At 58.9% G+C, this 23554-nt stretch carries 20 protein-coding genes; 12 read left to right on the forward strand and 8 right to left on the reverse strand.

Translation table 11 applies throughout. The features are described from left to right. Positions 1-238 precede the first annotated feature (238 nt). From ACP15L_RS14715 to ACP15L_RS14735, 5 genes are all read left to right on the forward strand, one after another. On the forward strand, positions 239-2161 hold the full coding sequence (locus ACP15L_RS14715; RefSeq protein ID WP_170379816.1) for a DUF3604 domain-containing protein: 1923 nt from the start codon (positions 239-241) through the stop codon (positions 2159-2161). Positions 2162-2311: 150 nt separating this feature from the next. Continuing rightward, complete coding sequence (locus ACP15L_RS14720) at positions 2312-3142, forward strand: peptidyl-prolyl cis-trans isomerase (RefSeq protein WP_425084754.1); 831 nt, start codon at positions 2312-2314, stop codon at positions 3140-3142. Next, entirely contained in the window at positions 3139-4128 is a 990-nt protein-coding gene (locus tag ACP15L_RS14725; RefSeq protein ID WP_425084755.1) for a HupE/UreJ family protein, read from the forward strand. Before ACP15L_RS14720 ends, ACP15L_RS14725 begins: the two co-directional genes overlap by 4 nt. Positions 4129-4330: 202 nt before the next feature. Next, on the forward strand, positions 4331-5437 hold the full coding sequence (locus tag ACP15L_RS14730; protein WP_425084756.1) for a saccharopine dehydrogenase family protein: 1107 nt from the start codon (positions 4331-4333) through the stop codon (positions 5435-5437). A gap of 18 nt (positions 5438-5455) precedes the next feature. Beyond that, positions 5456-6952, forward strand: coding sequence for an aldehyde dehydrogenase family protein (locus ACP15L_RS14735; RefSeq protein ID WP_425084914.1), 1497 nt, complete (start codon positions 5456-5458; stop codon positions 6950-6952). A gap of 36 nt (positions 6953-6988) precedes the next feature. On the opposite strand, the gene ACP15L_RS14740 is transcribed toward ACP15L_RS14735, so the two are convergent. Further along, on the reverse strand, positions 6989-8566 hold the full coding sequence (locus tag ACP15L_RS14740; RefSeq protein WP_425084757.1) for a DUF5928 domain-containing protein: 1578 nt from the start codon (positions 8564-8566) through the stop codon (positions 6989-6991). Positions 8567-8707: 141 nt separating this feature from the next. Between ACP15L_RS14740 and ACP15L_RS14745 the strand changes: the two genes are divergently transcribed. Then, the gene (locus ACP15L_RS14745) at positions 8708-9526 is read left to right on the forward strand and encodes a sulfotransferase family protein (RefSeq protein WP_425084758.1); all 819 of its coding nucleotides are present in this window, start codon (positions 8708-8710) and stop codon (positions 9524-9526) included. 502 nt (positions 9527-10028) lie between these two features. Here ACP15L_RS14745 and ilvD read toward each other — a convergent pair. Then, entirely contained in the window at positions 10029-11861 is a 1833-nt protein-coding gene (ilvD, locus tag ACP15L_RS14750) for a dihydroxy-acid dehydratase (RefSeq protein ID WP_425084759.1), read from the reverse strand. A gap of 106 nt (positions 11862-11967) precedes the next feature. Here ilvD and ACP15L_RS14755 point away from each other — a divergent pair, with 106 nt between their 5' ends. The 4 genes from ACP15L_RS14755 to ACP15L_RS14770 all read left to right on the forward strand — a co-directional run bounded on the left by ACP15L_RS14755 (position 11968) and on the right by ACP15L_RS14770 (position 14928). Further along, the gene (locus ACP15L_RS14755) at positions 11968-12522 is read left to right on the forward strand and encodes an XRE family transcriptional regulator (protein WP_170379801.1); all 555 of its coding nucleotides are present in this window, start codon (positions 11968-11970) and stop codon (positions 12520-12522) included. Positions 12523-12546: 24 nt separating this feature from the next. Continuing rightward, positions 12547-12819: a CBU_0592 family membrane protein gene (locus ACP15L_RS14760; protein WP_170379799.1), complete on the forward strand. Its 273-nt coding sequence runs from the start codon at positions 12547-12549 to the stop codon at positions 12817-12819. Positions 12820-12889: 70 nt separating this feature from the next. Further along, a complete protein-coding gene (gene sseA / locus ACP15L_RS14765; RefSeq protein ID WP_425084760.1) occupies positions 12890-13744 on the forward strand; it encodes a 3-mercaptopyruvate sulfurtransferase in 855 nt (284 codons plus the stop codon). Further along, positions 13744-14928 (forward strand): aromatic amino acid transaminase, encoded by a 1185-nt coding sequence (locus ACP15L_RS14770; protein WP_425084761.1) that lies wholly within the window; start codon positions 13744-13746, stop codon positions 14926-14928. The genes sseA and ACP15L_RS14770 overlap by 1 nt, the downstream gene beginning before the upstream one ends. Before the next feature lie 55 nt (positions 14929-14983). Here the strand turns inward: ACP15L_RS14770 and ACP15L_RS14775 are convergent, their stop codons facing one another. From ACP15L_RS14775 to ACP15L_RS14785, 3 genes are all read right to left on the reverse strand, one after another. After that, positions 14984-15349, reverse strand: coding sequence for an STAS/SEC14 domain-containing protein (locus ACP15L_RS14775; RefSeq protein WP_425084762.1), 366 nt, complete (start codon positions 15347-15349; stop codon positions 14984-14986). A gap of 157 nt (positions 15350-15506) precedes the next feature. Next, the gene (locus ACP15L_RS14780) at positions 15507-16820 is read right to left on the reverse strand and encodes an ammonium transporter (RefSeq protein ID WP_170644025.1); all 1314 of its coding nucleotides are present in this window, start codon (positions 16818-16820) and stop codon (positions 15507-15509) included. A 34-nt stretch (positions 16821-16854) separates the two neighbouring features. After that, positions 16855-17193: a P-II family nitrogen regulator gene (locus tag ACP15L_RS14785; protein ID WP_170379789.1), complete on the reverse strand. Its 339-nt coding sequence runs from the start codon at positions 17191-17193 to the stop codon at positions 16855-16857. Between the two features lie 260 nt (positions 17194-17453). Between ACP15L_RS14785 and ACP15L_RS14790 the strand changes: the two genes are divergently transcribed. Then, positions 17454-19640 carry a transglycosylase domain-containing protein gene (locus ACP15L_RS14790; RefSeq protein ID WP_425084763.1) on the forward strand — a complete coding sequence of 729 codons (2187 nt, stop codon included), beginning with the start codon at positions 17454-17456 and terminating at the stop codon, positions 19638-19640. 72 nt (positions 19641-19712) lie between these two features. On the opposite strand, the gene leuB is transcribed toward ACP15L_RS14790, so the two are convergent. Then, positions 19713-20816 carry a 3-isopropylmalate dehydrogenase gene (gene leuB, locus ACP15L_RS14795; protein ID WP_170379785.1) on the reverse strand — a complete coding sequence of 368 codons (1104 nt, stop codon included), beginning with the start codon at positions 20814-20816 and terminating at the stop codon, positions 19713-19715. A 91-nt stretch (positions 20817-20907) separates the two neighbouring features. Between leuB and ACP15L_RS14800 the strand changes: the two genes are divergently transcribed. Continuing rightward, positions 20908-21435 (forward strand): redoxin domain-containing protein, encoded by a 528-nt coding sequence (locus ACP15L_RS14800; RefSeq protein WP_425084764.1) that lies wholly within the window; start codon positions 20908-20910, stop codon positions 21433-21435. Positions 21436-21438: 3 nt separating this feature from the next. On the opposite strand, the gene ACP15L_RS14805 is transcribed toward ACP15L_RS14800, so the two are convergent. Together ACP15L_RS14805 and ACP15L_RS14810 are read right to left on the reverse strand one after the other, a co-directional pair. After that, positions 21439-22467: an endonuclease/exonuclease/phosphatase family protein gene (locus ACP15L_RS14805; RefSeq protein ID WP_425084765.1), complete on the reverse strand. Its 1029-nt coding sequence runs from the start codon at positions 22465-22467 to the stop codon at positions 21439-21441. Then, on the reverse strand, positions 22464-23294 hold the full coding sequence (locus ACP15L_RS14810) for a hypothetical protein (protein ID WP_425084766.1): 831 nt from the start codon (positions 23292-23294) through the stop codon (positions 22464-22466). The genes ACP15L_RS14805 and ACP15L_RS14810 overlap by 4 nt, the downstream gene beginning before the upstream one ends. Between the last annotated feature and the right edge of the window lie 260 nt (positions 23295-23554).

Here is a 23554-nt window from a genome sequence, read left to right on the forward strand (position 1 = left end):
TTGTGTTGCTTGGGTTTCGAACAACAAGGAACGCTTCAACCGCTTGGTGAAGGGCCGAAGCAAAGCGCGCCATAGAGCAGATCGAATTGGCGGCGATGGACGTTCAAATTACGACTGAAGCACGCTTTCAAAAAAATTTCAAAGAAAGCAGAGACCTATGATATAGGTAAATTCTAATATGTTTTTCGCATGGGTGCCCGAAGGTACCTGACTTCATTTTTTGTATAGGGAGGTGAATATGTTTCGGCTATCCGTCTGTTTGGTTTCGCTTGTGTTGGCACCAACAAGCGTACTGTCTGACGCGGTTCCAAGCGAAGAGGCCGCAGAAGGCTTGTTCCAGGACCAACCATATTCACCTTACGCCAACCGAAGTTTCCCTGAACGTCCACTTTGGGGGGATACGCATCTTCACACGGGGCTATCGCTGGATGCCGGTGCGTTTGGCAACACATTGCTGCCCGATGAAGCCTGGCGCTTTGCCAAGGGAGAGCAAGTCATCTCATCCACAGGTCAACCTGTCAGGTTGTCACGACCGTTGGATTGGATGGTACTGACGGACCATACTGACCTGATGGGCTTTGCCCCGGACCTTCAGGCCGGTAAGCCGGGCGTTCTGTCTGATCCCAAAGGCTTGGAATGGTACGAAGGCTACAAGGCCGGAGGAGAAGAGGCTGGAAAAACGGCCTTTGATATCATCACCAATTTTTCGCAGATGACTTTGCCCGAGGTGCTTCTGGAATCCTACAGCCCGGGCGCGGACGCGTTTGCGTTTACGTGGGAACATATTGTTCTCGCCGCCGAGCGACACAATGACCCCGGCGAGTTCACGGCCTTCATAGGGTTCGAGTGGACCTCGGTCCCGAAGGGGTTCAACCTGCACCGCAATGTCATGCTGCGGGATGGCCCCATCCGAGCGCTTCAGATGGTGCCTCCGGTCACGCAACCGCCCTATGGTGATACGGATCCCAAGTCGCTCTATGCATGGTTGGAGGAGTATCAGGAAAAAACCGGTGGCCGGGCTGTGGCCTTTGCCCATAACGGCAACCTGTCGAATGGTTGGATGTTCCCGACAGAAGATACCTATCACGGCGGCAAGGTCGACGAGGACTACGTCGCAGCCCGTGCGAAATGGGAGCCACATTATGAGGTCACGCAAATCAAGGGTGACGGCGAAGCGCACCCCTTCCTCAGCCCCGATGACGAATTTGCAGACTACGAAAACTGGGACGTAGGCAATCTTGATATCACCGAGTTGAAAACCGATGACATGCTGGCCGGAGAATATGCCCGCGAAGCGCTTAAACGCGGTTTGATGCTGGAAGAGAAGTTCGGCGTAAACCCCTACAAGTTCGGAATGGGAGGGGCGACAGACAGTCATACCTCTTTGGCCACCGCGGAGGAGGACAACTTCTTCGGCAAGTCCGTCAGTGTTGAGCCTTCGGCCTCTAGGATCAAGCATCCGTTCATTGCCAATGATCTTGGCGAAATCCCCGGCGATCTGCTTGTGGCGTCCGGGTACACGGCCGTTTGGGCGACCGAAAACACACGCGCTGCGATTTTTGACGCGTTCAAGCGCCGCGAGACATATGCCACAACCGGCCCCCGTATTGGCCTACGGTTCTTTGGCGGATGGGATTTCAGTGACGCGGATGTGGAAACCCGCTTTCTTGCGGATGTTGGTTATACCAAGGGTGTCCCAATGGGGTCTGACCTGCGTCCACGCGAAGGGGATGGGGCTCCGTCCTTCCTGATCGCAGCGCTGCGTGACCCGGTTGGTGCCAATCTGGATCGCGTGCAGGTGGTCAAAGGGTGGCTTGATGCCGAAGGCGCCATGCAGGAAAAAGTCTATGATGTAGCGTGGTCGGACGACCGCGTCGCGGACGGCAATGGCAAGATCCCTGCGGTTGGAAATACGGTTGACGTTGATACCGCCAGCTGGACCAACACAATCGGCACGGCTGAACTGGTCACCGTTTGGTCCGATCCTGATTTCGACCCGAATGAGCGTGCCTTCTACTACGTCCGGGCGATCGAAATCCCCACCCCGCGCTGGATCCTGTATGACAAACTGCGGTTCGGGGCCGAATTGCCTGAGGACGCGATCCTGACACATCAGGAGCGCGCCTATTCCTCGCCGATTTGGTATACGCCGTCCGAGTGAACTGTCTTGAAAACACAGCCGACCGCCGGAGTCTGGAATATCACTCCGGCGGTTCCCTTGTGGCTCACCGCAGGTCGGGCCTAGATTTGTGTGCAAACCGTTTCCAAAACCGACGGTCAGAACCTGAGTGCATTTCCCGCAGGAGCCTTCATGCGTTTGCTAAAAGAACCGCTGTTCCATTTCTTCCTGATCGGGGCGGCCATATTCATCTGGTTCCACATCGTTTCTCCGGAATCCGAAGCCGCAGTAGACAGTGAGAGGATAGAAATTACCGAGCAAGACGTCACGCTGCTGTCTGAACAGTTCGAAGCCCGCTGGAAACGCCCACCCAACACGGCCGAGCTGCAAGCCTTGGTCGACGCCTCAATCCGGGAAGAGGTTCTGGTGCGTGAGGCGAAGAAGCTTGGTCTTGATCGTGGTGACACAGTCATCCGATCCCGACTCAGTCAAAAGATGGGCTTTCTGACCGAAGCGATCGCCGCATCAGTTGTTCCGGAAGACGAAGTTTTAGAGGCGTTTCGTCAGCAAAATCTGGACCAATACACGACACCTCACAAGATTGCTTTCACTCAGGTCTTTCTGGGCGAAAACCCCGCTGATGGCGAAGTCGAACGGGCCTTGGAAGCGTTGCGTGCGCAGCAAGAACCCGCTGATCTCAGCAGATCGACCCTTTTGCCCGCGTCGATGCCGTTGTCAGCCACACGGGTTGTCGACTCGGTTTACGGAAATGGGTTCTCGGATGGTTTGACAACCCTCGCAAAAGGGGAATGGGCCGGTCCGGTTCTGTCGGGCTACGGTGTTCATCTGGTCAAGGTCCTTGAGATTGAACCCAGCAAGAACCCGCCATTGGAAGACATTCACGAGGTTGTTTTGCGGGACTGGCTGCGTGCGACAAGCGAGGATTTGGCGCAGGCGCAATATGAAACACTGGCCCAAGGCTATGAAATCATCGTTCCAGACTTTGCGGAGCTGTCTGAATGAAGGCTGCACTTTGTTTTTTGATCTTGCTGCTGTTTTCATTCACGGCAGGCAAGGCCACCGCGCATGCCCTTGATCCCGGTTACCTGGAAATACGCCAAATCGCGTCGGATAGTTGGAGCGTTCATTGGCGCAAACCGGATGTGAATGGCCGACCGATGGCGATTGACGCTGTATTGCCCGAGGTCTGCACCCCGGCCCGAGGGCCAGACCCGGTGGCCGGGAACAGGGCCTGGGTCTCGTCGTGGGTCACAGAATGCAGCGCGGACATTGCAGGTCAGCCCATTGCGATTGAGGGCTTGGAGACCCAAAACAACGATGTTTTGGTGCGCTTGCATCCGTTGCAGTCAGAACCGCTGACCCTTCGTTTCACGCCGGATGCTGCCGTTCAGACCATACCGGTGGCACAGTCAACATGGTCCGTTTTGGCCGCGTATTCCGTCTTGGGGTTCGAGCATATCCTGGAAGGCTGGGACCACCTTCTGTTTGTCCTTGCCTTGTTTATTCTGGTGCGTGATCGCTGGCGGCTGGTCGGGGCCGTCACCGCGTTTACCCTGGCGCACTCGATCACTTTGGCGCTTGCGACCTTTGGCGTTCTGAACGTTCCTGGGCCACCAGTCGAAGCTGTCATAGCGCTCTCGATCGTTTTTCTGGCGATGGAGATTGCAAAGGATGGCGAAGGCAGGTTCCGACTGTCAAAGGAGAAACCATGGATCGTCTGCTTCGGCTTCGGGCTCTTGCACGGGCTGGGCTTTGCCGGGGCTCTGGCAGATATTGGTCTGCCTGCCAACGACATTCCTGCGGCCCTACTAGCGTTCAACCTTGGCGTTGAAGCCGGGCAGCTGTGTTTCATTGGGGCTTTGGCTCTCGTGGTCGCAGTATGGCGGCAGGTTGCGTTGCCACTGGGCCAAAAGGCCACGATCGTTGCTGCCTATGGCATTGGTTCCGTGTCGATGTATTGGTTGATTGAGCGCACGGCCGGATTTTGACGCGAGGCCCTGCCTTCGGATACTGAACGCGTCTCTGCTTTTGATGACAGCTTCGCGACCTATGTCCAAAACCTGTTTCGTCAAAAAGGGAAAAGGACCCGTAAAAATGACGAAATCATCCGTTAAATCGTCAATTTAGCTCCTGCGAAATGACGATATTCTCCGCCACTCTGGACTGAAAACCAGAAGGAGGAGGCGCGTTATGGGCTGGAATATTTGCATCGTTGGGGCTGGCAAGATTGGGCAGATGATCGCCACGCTGTTGAAGGGGTCGCCAAACTACAGCGTCACGGTTGCGGATCATGATCTCAAGGCCTTGGGCGACATCGCTAGAATTGGGGTAGCGACCAAGCAGATTGATGCCTCGGATATTGAAGGTCTGGCGCAAGGCCTGAAGACGTTTGACGCGGTGATTTCGGCCGCTCCGTTCTTTTTGACACCGAATATCGCGAAAGCTGCTCAGCGGGCCGGGGCGCATTATTTTGACCTGACCGAAGATGTGGCCGCAACCAATGCCGTGCGTGATTTGGCAGAAAACAGCAAGACCGCATTCATGCCCCAATGCGGGTTGGCACCCGGCTTTGTCGGCATCGCGGGGGCGTCCTTGGCGGCCGAGTTTGATGAGATTGACAGCCTGCATATGCGGGTCGGGGCCTTGCCTCTCTTTCCGACCAACGCTTTGAAATACAACCTGACCTGGTCGACCGATGGGCTGATCAACGAATACTGCAACCCGTGCGATGCCATCGTGAACGGCGAGCGGGTGAAGACCGCTCCGTTGGAGGACTATGAGGTCCTGGGCCATGACGGGGTGGAGTATGAGTGTTTCAACACCTCAGGCGGCCTTGGAACCCTTCCCGAAACCCTTGAGGGCAAGGCGCGGGCGGTGTCCTACCGCTCGATCCGCTATCCGGGTCATTGCGATATCCTGAAACTGCTCTTGAACGATCTGGGGCTGGGTCAACGCCGCGATCTTCTGAAAGAGATTTTTGAGGCCGCCCTGCCGCGCACGGATCAGGATGTGGTGCTTGTCTACTGTACTGCCAAGGGCAAGATCGACGGTGCCCTGCGCGAAAAATCCCTGATCAATAAAAGTTTCGCGCGTGAGATCAACGGACAAGTCTGGAGCGCCATTCAGGTCACCACTGCAGCGGGCGTACTCGGCGTGGTTGATCTGATGCGTACGGGCGTTCTGCCTTCGACCGGCTTTGTCCGGCAGGAGCAGGTGAAGCTGTCCGATTTCCTCAATACCGAATTTGGCCGGCTCTATCGGGCGGGCGACGTAACCCCACAGAACAAGGCGGCGTAAAAGATGAAAGACGTTGTGATGACTGCAGAAACCACTCTGGCAAACCTCGATCTGACCGCAGCGGAGCTGACAGGCGGAACCTTGGCGGTAAGGTCTCCGATCGACGGGCGCACCCTGGCTGACGTGCATGAAACACCGGCCTCTGACATGGAGGCCATTCTGGCCAACGCCAAAACGGCCTTCAAAGCGTGGCGCACAGTGCCTGCCCCGCGGCGGGGGGAACTGATCCGCCTGCTGGGTGAGGAATTGCGCGCCGCCAAGGACGATCTGGGCGCTTTGGTCAGTTGGGAGGCGGGAAAGATCACCTCGGAAGGTCTGGGCGAGGTGCAGGAGATGATCGATATCTGTGACTTTGCCGTTGGCCTGTCGCGGCAGCTTTACGGTCTGACCATTGCCTCGGAACGTCCCGGCCACCGGATGATGGAGACATGGCACCCGGCAGGTCCGGTCGGCGTGATCTCTGCCTTCAATTTCCCGGTCGCGGTCTGGTCGTGGAACGCGGCGCTGGCGCTTGTCTGCGGCGATCCGGTGATCTGGAAACCGTCTGAAAAGACGCCTCTGACCGCGATGGCTTGCCAGAAGATCTTTGAACGTGCGCTGGCCCGGTTTGAGGATGCACCCGACCACCTGCTGCAAACGCTGATTGGCGGCGCTGCTCTGGGTGAAGCTCTGGTGGCCAGCGAAGACGTGCCAGTGATCTCGGCCACCGGCTCGACGCGTATGGGTCGCGCGGTTGCGCCGATTGTGGCGGCGCGGTTCGGCAAGTGCATTCTGGAGCTTGGCGGGAACAACGCGATGATTGTCGGTCCGTCGGCTGATCTGGAAATGGCGGTGCGGGCGATTGTCTTCTCGGCGGTTGGAACGGCGGGTCAGCGCTGCACGACACTGCGCCGCTTGATCGTCCATAACTCGATCAAGGATGAGCTGGTCGCACGTCTGAAGAAAGCCTATGCCGGATTGCCCATTGGTGATCCGATGGCCGAGGGCACGTTGATCGGCCCACTGGTCGATGAGGCCTCGGGCGCGGCGATGACAGCGGCGCTGAAGGCGGCTGAAGCCGAAGGCGGCGTGGTCTTTGGTGGAAAGCGCGTCACCGACGGCGTGCCGGGCGGCGTCTATATGGAGCCTGCCATTGTTGAGATGCCCGGCCAGACAGCAACGGTAAAAACTGAGACCTTCGCGCCGATCCTGTATGTCATGGGCTATGACGATTTCGACGATGCCATCGAGCTTCAGAACGGTGTGCCGCAGGGCCTGTCCTCATGCGTCTTCACCCTGAACATGCGCGAGGCCGAGCAGTTCCTGACAGCCGCCGGATCGGATTGCGGTATCGCCAACGTCAATATCGGCCCGTCCGGCGCCGAGATCGGTGGCGCCTTCGGTGGTGAAAAGGAAACCGGCGGCGGGCGCGAAAGCGGCTCGGACGCGTGGAAGGCCTATATGCGCCGTCAGACCAACACGGTGAACTATTCGGCGGAGCTGCCGCTGGCGCAAGGCGTGAAGTTCGACATCTGAACACTCGTCCGGCGGCGGGGTCACGCCGCCGGGCCGTCAATCTGAAAACAGGTAGTCCAGTTTCATGATGGATTGGGCTGTCTCGGTTTTCACCCCAAGGAACTTGGTGATTGCGGCCTCATTCTCGGCCCGATCCGATGTCTCGCGCAGGCGCAGATAGCCATCAATCCCGGCCTTGCGGATTTCCTCGGACTCGTGTTCCAGATCATTGCGCAGGGTGGGCAACAGGCGTGCGACGGTCTCGGATGGGCTGTTTTCACCTGCCAGGCCGACACGGCGCGCATGGCCGATCAGGTAATCGTCGGAATACTGACACTCGATTTCCAACACATGGGTCTTGGCGGCGTCGCCGCAGAAATCCTGAATGGCGTCCAGATTGGCTGGATCGAGGCAAAGCGCCAGTTGGTTCGATCCGAAATGATCAAACAGCATGCGCACAACGGCCCGCCTGTGGCGTGAACGTTTGGTCAGGGTCGTCTCGATCCCGCCCAGATCAGGCAGCGGAGTGTCCTGCTCGTTGAACAGATATTCGACGCAAGGAATGTCGGTGACCGAAGCGATCTGATCCACCAGCCGCTTTGCAACATGCCACTTCTTGCAGACGATCAGAAACAGCTCTCGTTCCGGGCCCAGCGTATTTCCGGCCTCCCAGAACCGCTGGCCGAACCGGCGGCCCACACGCCCACGCCCGGCAAGGAAGGCATAGAGGTTGCGCCCTTCATCCGAGATTGGGAAATCGGCACCGGTACTGGCGTAGAGCGTTCCGAGACGCTCTTTCAACTCATGCGCTTCCGGGCTGATCTTGCGGGCGAAAAGGTAATTCTGCCCCAATAACATGTCGAAGTGATCATTGTAGAAGGTCACCGGCATGCCGTAATCCGAGAACATCAGGAACGTCAGCGTGCGGTTTTCAATCTCGTTCTTCGGGATCAGATGACGGACGAGCGTCTGAAAGAAGGTCTCGTCCGGGATCCAAGTGGAGGAGAAAAACCGGACCACATCGCGCCGCTGTTTCAGGAAATCCAATATCATCTCGACCGTGCGGCGGCGCAGGCACCACCACTGGCTGCCGATCATCACCTGGATATCGTCGGGGACGTTGCGTGTCACGTTGAAGCGTTTCTGCAACTCGTAAGAGGTATAGAACCGTTTGGGCTGAGTCCGTTCGTTGAAGTAGTGGCGGTAGATCAGCCGGTCTTCTTTCATGCCGGTCTTGATCCAGTTGCTGGCAAAAAAGTCGTGGCTTTCGATGAAGTCCGTGTCGTGTTCGTCCAGAAAGTTGTGGGCGTATTCTGCCGTTTTGATGGCCATGCAATCGCCCGACAACATGTAGAAATGCGTGGCACGGGGAAAGGCGCTTTCTGCTGCTTGCAAGGCGTGCAGGGTGGCCTGCACCAAAGACCACTCACCCCAGCCGCATTTGATGCGTTTAGCGGCGAAGGTGACGTTCGGGTTGTCCTTCAGGGAGGTGTGGATGCGGTCATAGTCCGATGCCTTGGCCCGCGCATCGAAATGGATTGCCATATAGTCGCCGACGGCGGTCAATTGCTCAGCCTGCGCGATGATCGCGTCGGGGTCCTTGTGACACAGCAATATGTAGGCAATCTTCGCCATGTGGGTCCGCTATTTCCGTTTCTGCCCGTTTACACTCGTGATACTGAGGATGAGCGATTGAATAAACCGAATAGTTTTGGTTCTTTGCTTGTAAAACGACTTGCGCGTAACAAGTTCCGAGATTTTGAGGAGGCATAGCAGATGGGGTTCCCCGGCACTTGGATGACCGAGAGCGAAAGCATGGTGTACCGTGTTGTGCCGAAATGTGCCTGCTCGACCATTGGTCAGATCATGTACTATTCCGACCATGGCCAGTTCTTTGATGGCGACATTCACGATGCCAAGGACGGGATGCACAAATGGGCCTTTGACCACAGCCAGGGCACGATCTCGGCCAATGTGCGCAATCATGGGTCTTATGCGTTCACCTGCGTGCGCAATCCCTACACGCGGATCCTCAGCTCCTTCTTCGACAAAATCTGTGGCATTCAGCGCAACGGTAAGCGGTACCGGGGCAAGCTGGTACCGACGCTGGTCTATAACTACGGGATCGAGGTTGGCGGTGACGATGGAAAGGGTGAGTTCGACCAGATCGCCAGCTTCCGCCGTTTCCTTCTGTTTGCGCGGGATACGATCCGGTGGCGCAGGCCGATGGACCCGGATATCCACTGGTCGGCCATGTCGGGCCACGTGTCGACCTTTGTGGTCAACGGCGGGCGCTACGACAACATTTTCTGGACCGAGAAGTTCAACGACGGAATGCAGGACGTTTTGAACCATATCGAAACCGCGCATCCTGTGACGCTATCCGAGATCCCAAGATTCAACGAATCCGAAGGCCACGGACCCAAGCGCGCTCACCCGGTCGAGGACTATTTCGACGATCTTTCGATGCATCTGGTCTATGAGATCTACAAACAGGATTTTGAGCTTTTCAAATACGATTTCGAAAACCCGGCAAACAAGATGCCGGTGGGTGAGATCGACTTGGATGAAATCCACGCAAAACTCGGGTCGTAGCCCTAGCTGATTTGGGGCAGGGGAACGCTCCCGCCCATCGTCAATGTCTCTGACGAGACATCTCCTCTTGTTGGGCCCGGGGGGGGGGGGGGGGGGGGCGGGCGGCGCCGCCGCCCCCCCCGAGGGGAGGGGGGGCGAAGAGGCGGCGCCCCCAAACCCCGTGGTGGGGGCCCCGGCCCCGGGGTGGGGGGGGCCCCGGGCCCAAGTCCGAACGGGGTATCGGCGTAGCCGATGGCACGGATCGGGCGCGGGAGCGTTTGGGATTGTGCCATTGATTGGCGAGGTGTCGATTCCCATCGTACTGGGAGTTGCGTATCCCCACGCTCAGTGCGTGGCGGAGGGGTTGACAACCAGTTTCTGTAGTCTGGATGGGACCCAAGATGTATCGGCCACCTGACTGTATCCCTAAGCCGAACGTCCAACCGTGGAATTGCTCCATCCGCCTCAAAAAAGGCCCCATCCGCCAGGCGGGTGGGGCCTTTGGATTTCGCTCCCGAAGACGTTACAGTTCTCGCACGGCTCCCTTTGCTGCGCTGGTGGTCAGCTTTGCATAGGCTTTCAGCGCGGTGGACACCTTGCGTTTGCGAGGTGTCTCTGGCGCCCAGCCTTTTTCGTCCTGAACTTTGCGCCGTTCGGCCAGATCCTCATCCGAGACCGCCAGATGGATCGAGCGGGCAGGGATATCGATTTCGATCTTGTCGCCGGTTTGCACCAAGCCGATGACGCCACCTTCAGCCGCCTCAGGCGAGACGTGACCAATCGACAGACCCGATGTACCGCCCGAGAAACGACCGTCAGTCAACAGGGCGCAGGCTTTGCCCAAACCTTTGGATTTCAGGTACGAGGTCGGGTACAGCATTTCCTGCATACCCGGCCCGCCGCGCGGACCTTCATAGCGGATAACCACCACATCGCCCTTTTTCACCTTGCCGGTCAGGATGTCGCTGACCGCCTGATCCTGGCTTTCGCAGACGTATGCCGTACCGGTGAATTTCAGGATATTCTCATCCACACCCGCAGTTTTCACGATACACCCGTCACGGGCGATATTTCCGAACAGAACCGCAAGACCACCGTCCTGACTGAACGCGTGCTCCTTGGAGCGGATGACGCCACCTTCGCGGTCGGTGTCCAGCTCTTTATAGCGGCTCGACTGGCTGAAGGCCTGCGTGGTACGGACGCCGCCGGGGGCCGCTTTGAACAGCTCTTGCGCCTTCGGGTTGTTGGCAACCTTGATGTCCCAGTTCGCAATCGCTTCGCCCATGGTAGCTGAGTGCACGGTGCTGCAGTCTTCGTGCAGCAGCCCGGCGCGGCTCAGCTCTCCGAGGATCGAGAAGATGCCGCCCGCGCGGTGGACGTCCTCCATATGCACGTTCTCGGTGTTGGGTGCGACCTTGCACAGACACGGCACATTGCGGCTAAGGCGGTCCATGTCGGACATGTCGAAATCAACGCCGCCCTCATAAGCGATGGCTAGCAGGTGCAGAACGGTGTTGGTCGATCCGCCCATCGCAATATCCAGCGACATTGCGTTCTCGAACGCATCAAAGGTGGCGATTTCGCGGGGCAGGAAGCCCTTCTCGTCCAGATCGTAGTGCCGTTTGGTGATCTCGACGATGCGGCGACCGGCCTCAAGGAACAGCTCTTTGCGGTCCGAATGGGTCGCCAGGGTCGAGCCGTTGCCGGGCAGGGCCAGACCCAGCGCCTCAGCCAGGCAATTCATCGAGTTCGCGGTGAACATACCCGAGCACGAGCCGCAGGTCGGGCAGGCGTTTTCCTCGATATGTTTGACCTGTTCGTCGGTATATTTGTCGTCCGCTGCGGCAACCATCGCGTCGACCAGATCGATCTTCTTCACGTCCAGATCGGCGATGTCGATCTTGCCGGCCTCCATCGGTCCGCCTGAGACGAAGATCGCCGGGATGTTCAGGCGCATCGCGGCCATCAGCATGCCGGGGGTGATCTTGTCGCAGTTCGAAATGCAGACCATCGCGTCGGCGCAGTGCGCGTTGACCATATATTCGACCGAATCCGCAATCACCTCACGCGAGGGCAACGAATAGAGCATGCCGTCATGGCCCATCGCGATGCCGTCATCCACGGCAATGGTGTTGAACTCCTTGGCGACGCCACCGGCGGCCTCAACCTCGCGCGCGACCATCTGGCCCAGGTCTTTCAGGTGGACGTGGCCGGGCACGAATTGGGTGAATGAGTTGACGATGGCGATGATCGGTTTGCCGAAATCGTCATCCTGCATACCGGTGGCGCGCCACAGGCCGCGGGCACCGGCCATGTTGCGGCCATGGGTAGAAGTTCTGGATCGGTACATTGGCATGATGCTGTTTCCCTTTTGCCCCGGTTGCGATATGCGGGGTGCGTACGTTATAGCGCACGTACCACATGTGCGTTATAACGCACAAGACAAATCGTTGGGCGCGGATATGGAATCGGACGAAATTACGCTGAAACTAAAAGAAGTGCGGGCGGCGTCGGGCCTAAGCCTGTCCAAAGTGGCCGAGTTGACGGGTGTCAGCAAAGCCATGCTGGGCCAGATTGAGCGTGGCGAATCAAGCCCCACAATCGCGACCCTGTGGAAAATCGCCAAGGGATTTCAGGTTCCACTGAGCGCCTTGATCGGGACTTCGGACGCGCGTGCGCAGGGCGTGTTCCGGACCGTGACCTTTCCGGGCAGCATTCAGGTCAAGATCGTCTTTCCCTTCGATCCCGCCCTTGGGGCCGAGACCTTCCATGTCGAACTAGCCGCCAATCAAAGCCACGAATCCCCGGCCCATGCCGCCGGGGTGACCGAGGAGGTCTTTGTGCTGAACGGCGCACTAGAGGTTTTGCAGGATGGCAAATGGGTCGCCCTCAAGGCCGGTGAGGGGCTGCGCTTTGCCGCCGATCTGCCGCATGGCTATCGCGCCGGGCCAGATGGGGCGGCTTTTCTGAACATGCATCACTATTTTCAACCGGCCGAGTTGGCCTCGGTCGGGTAGCCCGGCCTTTCAGGGTAATTTGCAATGACGGACGTGCTGAACAGCCTGACTATCGTGGATGCCGTGGGATCAGCCGGTGCGCTAGTCGTGGTCGCGGCCTATTTTGCGACGCAGATGCGGATGATGAATTCCGACGATCTGGCCTTTCCGGTGATCAATCTGCTGGGGTCGGTGCTGATCGCCTACTCTCTGCTGCATAACTTCAATCTGGCCTCGATGCTGATCGAGGGGTTCTGGATTGTCATCAGTGTGATCGGGATAATTCAGTATTTCCGGCTGAAACGGCGCGCGGAATAGCGCTAACCCGGCTTGAATACGGCCCTTTGCGCGTATAGGGAAAACTCAACCGCGCTTAGGGGAGGCTTTGATGCAAGACGATCCCAAAACCCTCGTTTCAACCGACTGGCTTGCCGCCCATCTGAAGGACCCGGATCTGCGGATTCTGGATGGTTCGTGGTACTTGCCTGCGCAGAACCGTGATGCCAAGGCGGAGTATGACGCGGCTCACATCCCCGGCGCCCGGTTCTTCGATATCGATGACATTTCGGACCACCGTTCGGACCTGCCTCATATGGCCCCTCCGGTCGAGAAATTCATGTCGCGCCTGCGTGCCATGGGTGTGGGCGATGGCCATCAGGTGGTGGTCTATGACGGGGCCGGGCTGATGTCGGCCGCGCGTGTCTGGTGGCTGTTCCGGCTGATGGGTCAGGAAAACATCGCTGTACTGGATGGTGGTCTACCGAAATGGCAGGCCGAGGGGCGCGAAGTCGAAGACTTGCCGCCTGTGATCCGGGATCGCCACATGACGGTGCGGGTGCAGAACCATCTGGTTCGGGACGTGACCCAGGTCTCGGCAGCCGCCAAGCTGGCCGATCATGAGATCATCGACGCCCGCTCGGCCCCGCGTTTCGCGGGTGCCGAGGCCGAGCCGCGGGAAGGTTTGCGCTCGGGCCGCATCCCGGGATCGCGCAATGTGCCCTTTGGCCAATTGCTGAACAAGAACGGCACGATGAAATCGCCCGAGGATTGCCGCGCCGTGTTCGAGGCCGCAGGTGTGGATCTGTCGAAACCCGCGATCACCTCCTGTGGGTCGGGCGTCACGGCTGCGATCCTCAGCCTTGCGCTGGAGCGCATGGGCAAAAAAGACCACTCGCTTTATGACGGGTCATGGGCCGAATGGGGTGCCTTCCCAACCCTGCCCGTCGCAACCGGAGAGAACTGATGTTCGAGAACCTCAAGCCACAGCCAGCCGACAAGATCCTGGCGCTGATGCAGATGTACCGTGAAGACCCGCGCGACCAGAAGATTGATCTTGGCGTCGGCGTCTACAAGAACGCCGAAGGCGTGACCCCGGTGATGCGCGCCGTCAAGGCCGCCGAAAAGCGCATTCTCGAAGAGCAGGAGACCAAAGCCTATACCGGTCTGGCAGGTGATCCGGCCTATGCCGATGCGATGATCGGTCTAATCCTCGGCGACGCAGTACCGCGCGCCAATATTGCCGCCGTAGCGACCCCCGGTGGTACCGGCGCCTGCCGTCAGGCGTTTGAGATGATCCGCATGGCCAACCCCGAGGCCCGCGTATTCGTGTCGAACCCGACTTGGCCGAACCACCTGTCGATCCTGAACTATCTGGGCATGGAGACTGTCCAGTATCGCTATTTCGATGGCGAAACCCGTGGTGTCGATTTTGATGGCATGATCGAGGACCTGAAAACCGCCAAGGCGGGCGACGTGGTTCTGCTACATGGCTGCTGCCACAACCCGACCGGCGCAAACCTGAACCTCGTACAGTGGCAAGAGGTGGTGAACCTGATCAACGAACTGGGCCTCGTGGCGATGATCGACATCGCCTATCAGGGTTTTGGTGACGGTCTTGAGGAAGACGCGCAGGCGACCCGACTGGTGGCCTCGTCGGTCAAGCGCTGCCTGATCGCGGCGTCCTGCTCGAAGAACTTCGGCGTGTACCGCGAGCGTACCGGCCTTCTGATGGCGATCAGCGATGATGCGGCGCAAACCTCGCTGAACCAGTCGACGCTGGCCTTCCTGAACCGCCAGAACTACTCGTTCCCGCCGGATCACGGCGCGCGCGTTGTAACCACGATCCTGACCGATGACGCCCTGCGTGCCGACTGGCAAGCCGAACTGGAAGAGGTGCGCCTGTCCATGCTGGGCCTGCGTCAGCAGCTGGCGGATGAGCTTCAGCGCCTGACCGGGTCGGATCGGTTCAGCTTTGTCGCCCAACACCGCGGTATGTTCTCACGTCTGGGTGCTGCACCTGAGCTGGTTGAGAAACTGCGTGCGGACCACGGGATTTACATGGTCGGCGACAGCCGGTTGAACATCGCGGGTCTAAACGCGACAACTGTGCCTATTCTGGCAAAAGCAATCGTGGATGTAGGCTGCTAAGTCATCCTTTGGAAATCAAGAAAGCCGCGAAATTCGCGGCTTTTTTCTTAGGTGGTCAAGACTTGATCCAAGCCCACGCCTTATCAAGTTCGTCGGTGGTAAAGTGCTTTTCACCGATGTCGAGCATAGCGGCAAATTTCGCGTCAATCTCGACAAGATGACCCAAAAACACGCTGTCAGCGACAATCGCTAGCTTACCAAGTTTCTTCACATTCTTGATGATCCATTTCAGATCAGTCATTGCGGCCTCAAATGTGGCAGAGACCCCTTTGTCAACGACCACGAGCACGCTGATCTTGGCGTGATCTTTTAGTATGTCTTCGGCTTTTGCGATCAATTCACGTTCTTGCGTGATGTCGATTTTGCCGGAGATTTCTAGGCCAAGTATATTGCCCTCGCTTTGGTCCAGCACCTTGTACATAATTCTCTCCCGATCAGGTGTACGTCTTTGCGACCGTTGATTGGTCGGCTGTGTTCAGTGTTCAGCTTTATACCAGAGTTAAGGGTGCAAGGGATCGGACAAAAGTAAAATGGCCCGGCATTGCGCCGAGCCATTCCAATGGTTATTTGAGTGGCACTTACCCTTTCGAGAATTCGGGGTACGCTTCCATGCCCAGCTCTGCCATGTCGAGACCGTTGATCTCGTCCTCTTCGCTGACGCGGATGCCAACGATGGCTTTCAGGATGGTCCACAGGATCAGCGCGCCAACAAAGGTGAACACACCGTAGGCCGCGATACCCAGCAGCTGGGTGCCCAAGGACGCCTCGCCGTAGAAGATGACGGCGATGGTGCCCCAGATACCTGCGAACAGGTGAACCGGAATTGCGCCGACAACGTCGTCCAGCTTGAACTTGTCCAGCAGCGGGACAGTGAAGACCACGATGATACCGCCAACTGCACCGATCCACAGCGCACCAAACAGGGTCGGGGCCAGAGGTTCAGCGGTGATCGAAACCAGACCGGCCAGAGCGCCGTTTAGGACCATGGTCAGGTCAGGCTTTTTGTACAGCAGTTGGGTCAGGATCAGTGCTGTAACAGCACCCGAAGCGGCGGCCATGTTGGTGTTGGCAAAGATGCGCGATACGTCTGTTACGTCACCCACGGTGCCCATCGCCAGCTGCGAGCCGCCGTTGAAGCCGAACCAACCCAGCCACAGGATGAACGTACCCAAAGTGGCCAGCGCAAGGTTTGAACCGGGCATCGGGTGGACTTTGCCGTCCTTGTACTTGCCGATACGCGGGCCCAGAACGATCACGCCTGCCAGGGCTGCCCAGCCACCGACCGAGTGTACAACGGTCGAACCGGCGAAATCCGAGAAGCCAGCTTCAGACAACCAGCCGCCGCCCCACTGCCAGGAGCCCGAGATCGGGTAAAGGATACCGGTAAGGACGACGACGAAGATCAGGAAGGGGAACAGCTTGATCCGCTCGGCCACGGCACCCGACACGATGGACGCGGTTGCAGCCACAAAGACCAGCTGGAAGAAGAAGTCCGACCCGATCGAGGCATAGTCCAATGCGGCCTCGGCAGGGTCAACACCAACCGGGTCCAGCACGGTTGGGCCGCCAATGGCAAAGAAGCCGTTGAAGTCGCCCGGGTACATCGTGTTGAAGCCAACCAGCCAGTACATGATCGCGGCAATGGAAAACAGCGCCACGTTCTTGATCATCTGCATGGCCACGTTCTTGGAACGCACCAGACCGCCTTCCAGCATGGCAAAGCCTGCCGCCATGAAGAAGACCAGGAAGCCCGCCATCAGGAACAGCAGGGTGGTGAAGATATACTGGGTGTGCAGCGCAGCTTCGCCTTCGGCGGCAGCCTCTTGCGCCAGACCCATCTGCGGCAGCGCAACAATCGCGGCAGCAGGGATGAGAGATTTCATCAGGTTCATAGTTAGTCCTCGAATGATAGTGAGTGTGGGCGCCTTACAGCGCCTCTTCGTTCGTTTCCCCAGTCCGCACGCGCATGGCCTGCTCGACATCGAGGACGAAAATCTTGCCGTCACCGATCTTGCCGGTCTTGGCGGTGTTGGTGATGGTCTCAACGATCTGATCGGCCATCGTTGCAGGTACCACGATCTCGAGTTTGATCTTGGGTACGAAGTTCACGGCGTATTCCGCGCCACGGTAGATTTCAGTGTGACCGGATTGCGAGCCGAAGCCCTTGATTTCGGTCACCATCATGCCGCGTACGCCCGCTTCGGTCAGTGCCTCGCGCACCTCCTCGAGCTTGAACGGCTTGATTGTCGCAATGATCAGTTTCACGTCTGTCCCCTCTACTACTCCGGATCGGGCCGGCTTGTTTGCACGTGCAGAAAAAGAGCGCGTGTCGGGGCGTTAAGGAACGATTCCCCGACGTGAAACCGACTGAAAATGACGCAATATTGCACAATTTTTGCACAAACAGTGCTTGATGATTAAAAAATAGGCGAAAATGGGAAGGGCAGTTCCGGAAAATCGGACCTCAACATAGGCGGGACGTCAGGGTATGGTGAGGCAAAAGTATAAACGGGCAGAGTTTGAGCATGTCTGAGTCCAAGCGCCGCAAACCGACACTGGTCGCGGATAAAAGATACCCTTCGAAGGCGCGCAAACCTTCGACGACCAAGCGGGCTGCCAAGCCTGCGGGCAAGAAGTCGACCGCCCGAAAAACCACGACGCGCAAGACGGCGCGGAAGAAAACGCGCAAGCGGTCGGGCGGCAATGGTGGTGGTTTTTTCCGTCGTCTGTTCCGCTGGATCTGGCGGCTGATCTGGGGCGTGACATGGCGCGTTGGGGCCGTGGTCGCCATGCTGATCGCACTGGCGGTGGGCGTGGTCTATACTTCTCTGCCCGATGTCGATGCCTTGCTGGATGGTCGCGCGCGCGGGTCGGTGACGATGCTGGACCGCGATGGCAAGGTCTTTGCCTGGCGCGGGGACCAGTTCGGCGGGGTGATCACCGCCGATACCGTCTCACCCCACCTCAAGAACGCGGTCATCGCGACCGAGGATAAACGGTTCTACCGCCATTTCGGCGTCAGCCCGCGCGGTGTGGCCAGCGCGGTTCGCATCAACCTGAGCGAGGGGCGCGGCCCGCTCTCGGGCCATGGCGGCTCGACCATCACGCAGCAGACGGCCAAGCTGCTGTGTCTGGGTGTGCCTTACGATCCCACCGAGTGGGAGTCGGAGGCCGCCTATGAGGCGGATTGCCGTCAGGGCTCGCTTTGGCGTAAGGGCAAAGAGGCGATTTATGCGCTGGCGATGGAGGTGAAATACTCCAAGGACGAAATCCTGACGATCTACCTGAACCGCGCGTTTCTGGGTGCAGGCGCACGTGGGTTCGAAGCGGCCAGCCAGCGCTATTTCGGAAAGTCCGCGGCCGAGGTTTCTCCGGCAGAAGCCGCGATGCTGGCCGGTCTTCTGGTGGCCCCATCGCGCTATGCGCCGACGAACAACCTGCAGCGCTCGCAGGATCGCGCGCGACTTGTAGTCGGGCTGATGGAGGCGCAGGGCTACCTGTCGGGTGCACAGGCCAGTGAAGCGCGTGCCCGTCCTGCGCAACTCTCCGAAGCCGCTGCTGCCCGTGCAGGCGGCTATTTCGCCGATTGGGTCATGGCCAGCGGGCCCGAGTTCTTCACCCGCAACACCACCGAGGATGTGGTGATCCGCACGACACTGGATCCACGCATCCAGACCTCGGCGGAGGAAGCGCTGCAATTCATCTTTCAGGAGAAGGTCCGGGAAGGGTCGAAAGCACAGGCCGCGATTGTCGTGATGTCGGCGGATGGGGCGGTGCGGGCCATGGTCGGTGGCCGCAAAACCCGCGTTTCGGGCGCGTTCAACCGTGCGACACAGGCGCTGCGGCAGACCGGGTCGTCGTTCAAGCCTTTTGTCTATGCCACCGCGTTGGAGCTTGGGTATTCGCCCTATGACACGGTGATGGATGAGCCCTACTGCGTGAACATCCCCGGATCGGGTCAATGGTGCCCCAAGAACTACACCAACAAATACTACGGGCAGGTCACGCTGGCGGATGCGCTCAAGAACTCTCTGAACATTCCGGCGGTGAAAGTTGCCGAGATTTCGGGTCTCGACAATGTACGTACGGTTGCCACCGGTTTCGGGATCGCCAGCGATCTGGCACAAGGCCCCGCGCTGGCGCTGGGCGCCTCAGAAAGCACCCTGATCGAGATGACGGGTGCTTATGCGGGTATTCTGAACGGCGGCTCGTCGGTTGAACCCTACGGCCTGACCGAGTTGAAACTGCTGGGCGATGAAACCCCGGTGATGGTGACGACTACAGGGATTGGTGAGCGGGTGATCAATGACAAAGCCGCCAAGGAACTGATCTGGATGATGGAGCGCGTCGTGTCCGAGGGCACAGGTGGCCGCGCCCAGCTGCCGGGGTGGCAGGTGGCAGGCAAGACCGGAACAACACAGGCGGCGCGGGATGCGTGGTTCATCGGGTTCACGGCCGACTACGTAGCCGGTGTCTGGATGGGCTATGACGACAACACGCCCCTGTCCGGTGTCACCGGAGGCGGGCTGCCGGCCGAAATCTGGAAAGAGACGATGCTGCGCGTGACCGAAGGGATGACGCCCACGCCTCTGCCGATGATCGCGCCAGAACCGCCTGTGCAGGTCGCGCAACCTCAGCCCCGCCGCAAACAGGGCGGAGGGTTTGAACGCGCCATCAACAACCTGATCCGGGATATCTTCGGCGGGAACTAACGCGTCGCGGTCCAAACACAAAAAAAGGCGACACACTAGGTGCCGCCTTTTTCAATTCAAACGGATCGAGGATCAGACACTGGCGTCCAGCGCGGCCAGGATCGCATCGCCCATTTCCGAGGTCGAAACCGGGGTCACACCTTCATCGGCCAACAGGTCTGCGGTGCGAACACCGTCGGCCAACACTTTCTCGATCGCGGCTTCCAGACGGTCGGCCTCGGCCCCCTGATCAAAGCTGTAGCGCAGCGCCATGGCAAAGCTGAGGATACATGCGATCGGGTTGGCTTTGCCTTCGCCCGCGATATCCGGGGCCGAGCCGTGGACCGGCTCGTACATCGCCTTCGGGCGGCCATTCTCCATCGGGGCACCCAAGGACGCCGAAGGCAGCATGCCCAGTGAGCCGGTCAGCATTGCAGCGCAATCCGACAGGATGTCGCCGAACAGGTTGTCGGTCACGATCACGTCGAACTGTTTGGGCGCGCGCACCAGCTGCATCGCGCCGTTGTCGGCATACATGTGGGTGACTTCGACCTCGGGGTAATCTTTGGCGACCTCGTTCACCACTTCGCGCCACAGAATGCCCGATTCCATGACATTGGCCTTTTCCATCGAGCACAGCTTCTTGTTCCGGCGCATCGCCAGTTCAAAGGCCGAGCGCGCAGCGCGTTCGATCTCAGATTCGGTATAGCGCTGAGTGTTAACGCCCACGCGCTCATTGCCTTCCTCGAAGATGCCGCGCGGCTCGCCGAAATAGATGCCCGAGGTCAGCTCGCGCACGATCATGATATCCAGACCGGCTACAACATCGGTTTTCAGCGACGAGAAATCCGCCAGCGCGTCAAAGCACTGGGCCGGGCGCAGGTTGGAATAGAGGTCCATCTCCTTGCGCAGGCGCAGCAAGCCACGTTCGGGCTTCAGGCTGAAGTCCAGATCGTCGTATTTCGGGCCTCCAACAGCGCCCAGCAGAACCGCGTCTACCTCTTGGGCTTTGGCCATGGTCTCATCCGACAGGGGTTTGCCATGGGCGTCATAGGCCGCACCGCCGACCAGATCCTCGCTCACGTCAAAGTGAAGGCCGCGATTGGTGTCGAACCAAGAGATGATTCTGCGCACTTCGGCCATAACTTCCGGGCCAATTCCGTCTCCGGGCAGGATGAGGAGCGAGGGGTTGGACATCGACAGTCTCCTTGCGTTTTGTCGCAAAGGGCCTAGCGTCTGCGCCGCACCGGGTCAATGAGACGATCTGGATGAATCACGAGGAAAATACATGTTGATACCGGGAAATCCCGCCCCAGGCCTAAAAATTGAAACAGTCGGGCACGGGGTGTTCGATCTTGAGGCCGACAAAGGCGAAAACGGAACGCTGGTGATCCAGTATCGGGGATTGCATTGCCCGATCTGTATCAAGCAGATGACCGAGGTCGAAGCGGCGCTGGATGATTTTGCCACGCTGGGCGTCGAGGTCATCATGATCACCACCGATACCGCCGACCGCGCGGCCGAGGCTGCTGAAAAGGCCGGTGTGTCCCGTCTGCGTGTCGGGCACAGCCTGCCTCTGGCCGCCGCGCGTGAGGATTGGGGCCTGAACATCTCAACCGCGCGTGAAGGCAGTGCCGAGCCCGCTTTCTTTGCCGAGCCGGGGCATTTTTACATCGCTACGGACCGGACGCTGTATTACGCGTGGCAGCAGACAACGCCATTTGGACGTCCGGCCATGGCGGATATTGTTGGCGGTCTGAAATTCACCCTCGGAAACAACTATCCTGCGCGTGGCACTTATACAGGCCCGCTCTAGGCCTTACTGAAACGTGATATCAACCCACACCAGCCGGTGACGGCTGGCGCGCTGGGCGGTCTCGCGCATCGGGTCCTCAGGGTTGGGCCAGAACACGCCCGAGTTAACAACCTGCAGGTCGGCTGAGGGCAGGACATAGTCCACCCTCAGCTCTCCGACGGCTTTCCAGTCTACAGTTGCGGCGTCACCCTTTGCGGTCGTGGGCTGGGGGTCCTGCAGGCGGGGATCGGAGAGAAGCGCGGCGACGGTCTCGGTGCGTCCGTCGCTCTCGCGGGGGTCCAGGTTGGCGTCGCCTGCGATGACAAAGGAGCCTTCCGGTGCGGGGCCGAGCTGACCGTCGAGCAGCAGGGACCAGAACCGGATCTCATCGCGATTGCGCAGGCCGTTGCGGTCCTCTGGCCCATCGAAGACCGGCGGAGTGGCGTGAAAGGTCATCAGATTAAGATGACCAAAAGGCGTGGTGACGGGAACCACCCAATGCCCGGTGGAAGACAGCCTCTGCGCCGCCTGCGCCTGTGCTGAGGGGTAGGGCGCGCCATTTACGAGCGGCAGTTCAGCCCCCGGAAGTTCTGACCACAGCAGGGACGCGAAATTCTGTGCCTCGTCCTGTGCGATCTCGTATCGGGACAGAACGGCTAGCCCACCATGACCCGTGAACAAGCCCCAACCCTGCGAGTCGCCCGGTCCTTGGGTACGTCCGTCTCCGTCCAGATCCAGACCGCTATCTATCCCTGTATTGGGCTGCGCTGTAAAACGATGTGGGTAGTCCAGCCCCGCCGAGCGCAGTGCCTCGGCAAAAGCGGTCAACGCCAAACCATCCATGTCCCAGTCGATCCCCTGCAACGCCAGAATGTCAGGCTGGACGGCCACCAAGACGTCGACGACGGCCTGAACCTGTGCGTCATCGCGTTGAATATCACGCAGCAGCAGTCCGGGGCCTTTACGGCTGAGTTCGGTGTTATAGGTGGCAACGCGCACTGCCTCTGCCTGTGCTGCCAGAGGCAGCATCAGCAAGATCAGGGCACGGGTCATGCGGTCTGAGTGGACTCGGTCGTGGAATAGGCGCGGCGTTTCTCAACGATCAGCCCGGCAATCCGCAGGGTCGCCATGCCGCGCATGATCATGCTTGCGGGCAGGAAGGCCCAAGCGCACATGGTCCAGATCAGGGTCTGTGGGTTGCTCAGCGAGATCGGGAGCAAGACATTTGTCAGCAGCTTCATCACTGCCGGGATCAGGAAGGGCAACAGAATGCCGATGCATATGTTCAGGCGCCCATCGCGCTGCAGGCGTGTTACCACGTCACCGCCCTTGGTCGGGTCGAACAGAGGCAGGTTTGTCCACACATTGAACGCCCCGTTTCCAGTCGGCCAGCCGCGCAGTTTCACAGCATAGGCGAAGCTTGCGATGGTCACCAATGCGGCCATGTAGGCGATGCTGGCAGCGACACGCACAAGCTCAACCAGCGGCTGGGCAGCATCTGCGGGCAGCATCAAAACGATCAACCGAACCGGCGAATAGGGAAAATCGACTACATTCGCGACGGACAAGCCCATCGCGTAGGAAAAGCGGGTCATTTCAGTCGGCGCATAGGCGTTTTTGCAGACCAGCGTCAGGAACGTGACCATCGACATCAGGCCAACGAACCGCAAACGGTTCACCGGCGGCGCATCACGGAATTCGATAAAGCTGGGGAAGGCCGAGTTATATTCGGCAAAGGTCAGGATGAACGCGAGGATCGCGAGGAAGACAATGACCTCGGTCCCGTTCGTCGATGAAACTGGCAGGTACAACGCGGGGGTCAACACCATAACGGCGACCAAAATCCCACGTATCGCCGCCCCTGTCGTGCGTGCAATCACTATCCGAACCCTTTTTCAAACCGGAACCAGCCAATTCTGTGTCGGCTTCATTCCAACTTGTGCCCGTCGCCTGCGTTTTATGACGGATACCTCTTTCGACCAAACATGGACGATAAGCGGTAATTCGCTCAAGCCAGGGTGCAGATAACACGTGATTTCGGGCAAAATGATGGCGCAACTGGTGCGGGATTGCATCAATTTCGACGCAAATCCGACGTGTATCTCAATTTGAGACCTACATGTTGTGTTTCTCGGATTTT

Source organism: Ruegeria profundi, assembly GCF_049800715.1.
GTDB classification, from domain to species: Bacteria; Pseudomonadota; Alphaproteobacteria; order Rhodobacterales; family Rhodobacteraceae; genus Ruegeria; species Ruegeria profundi_A.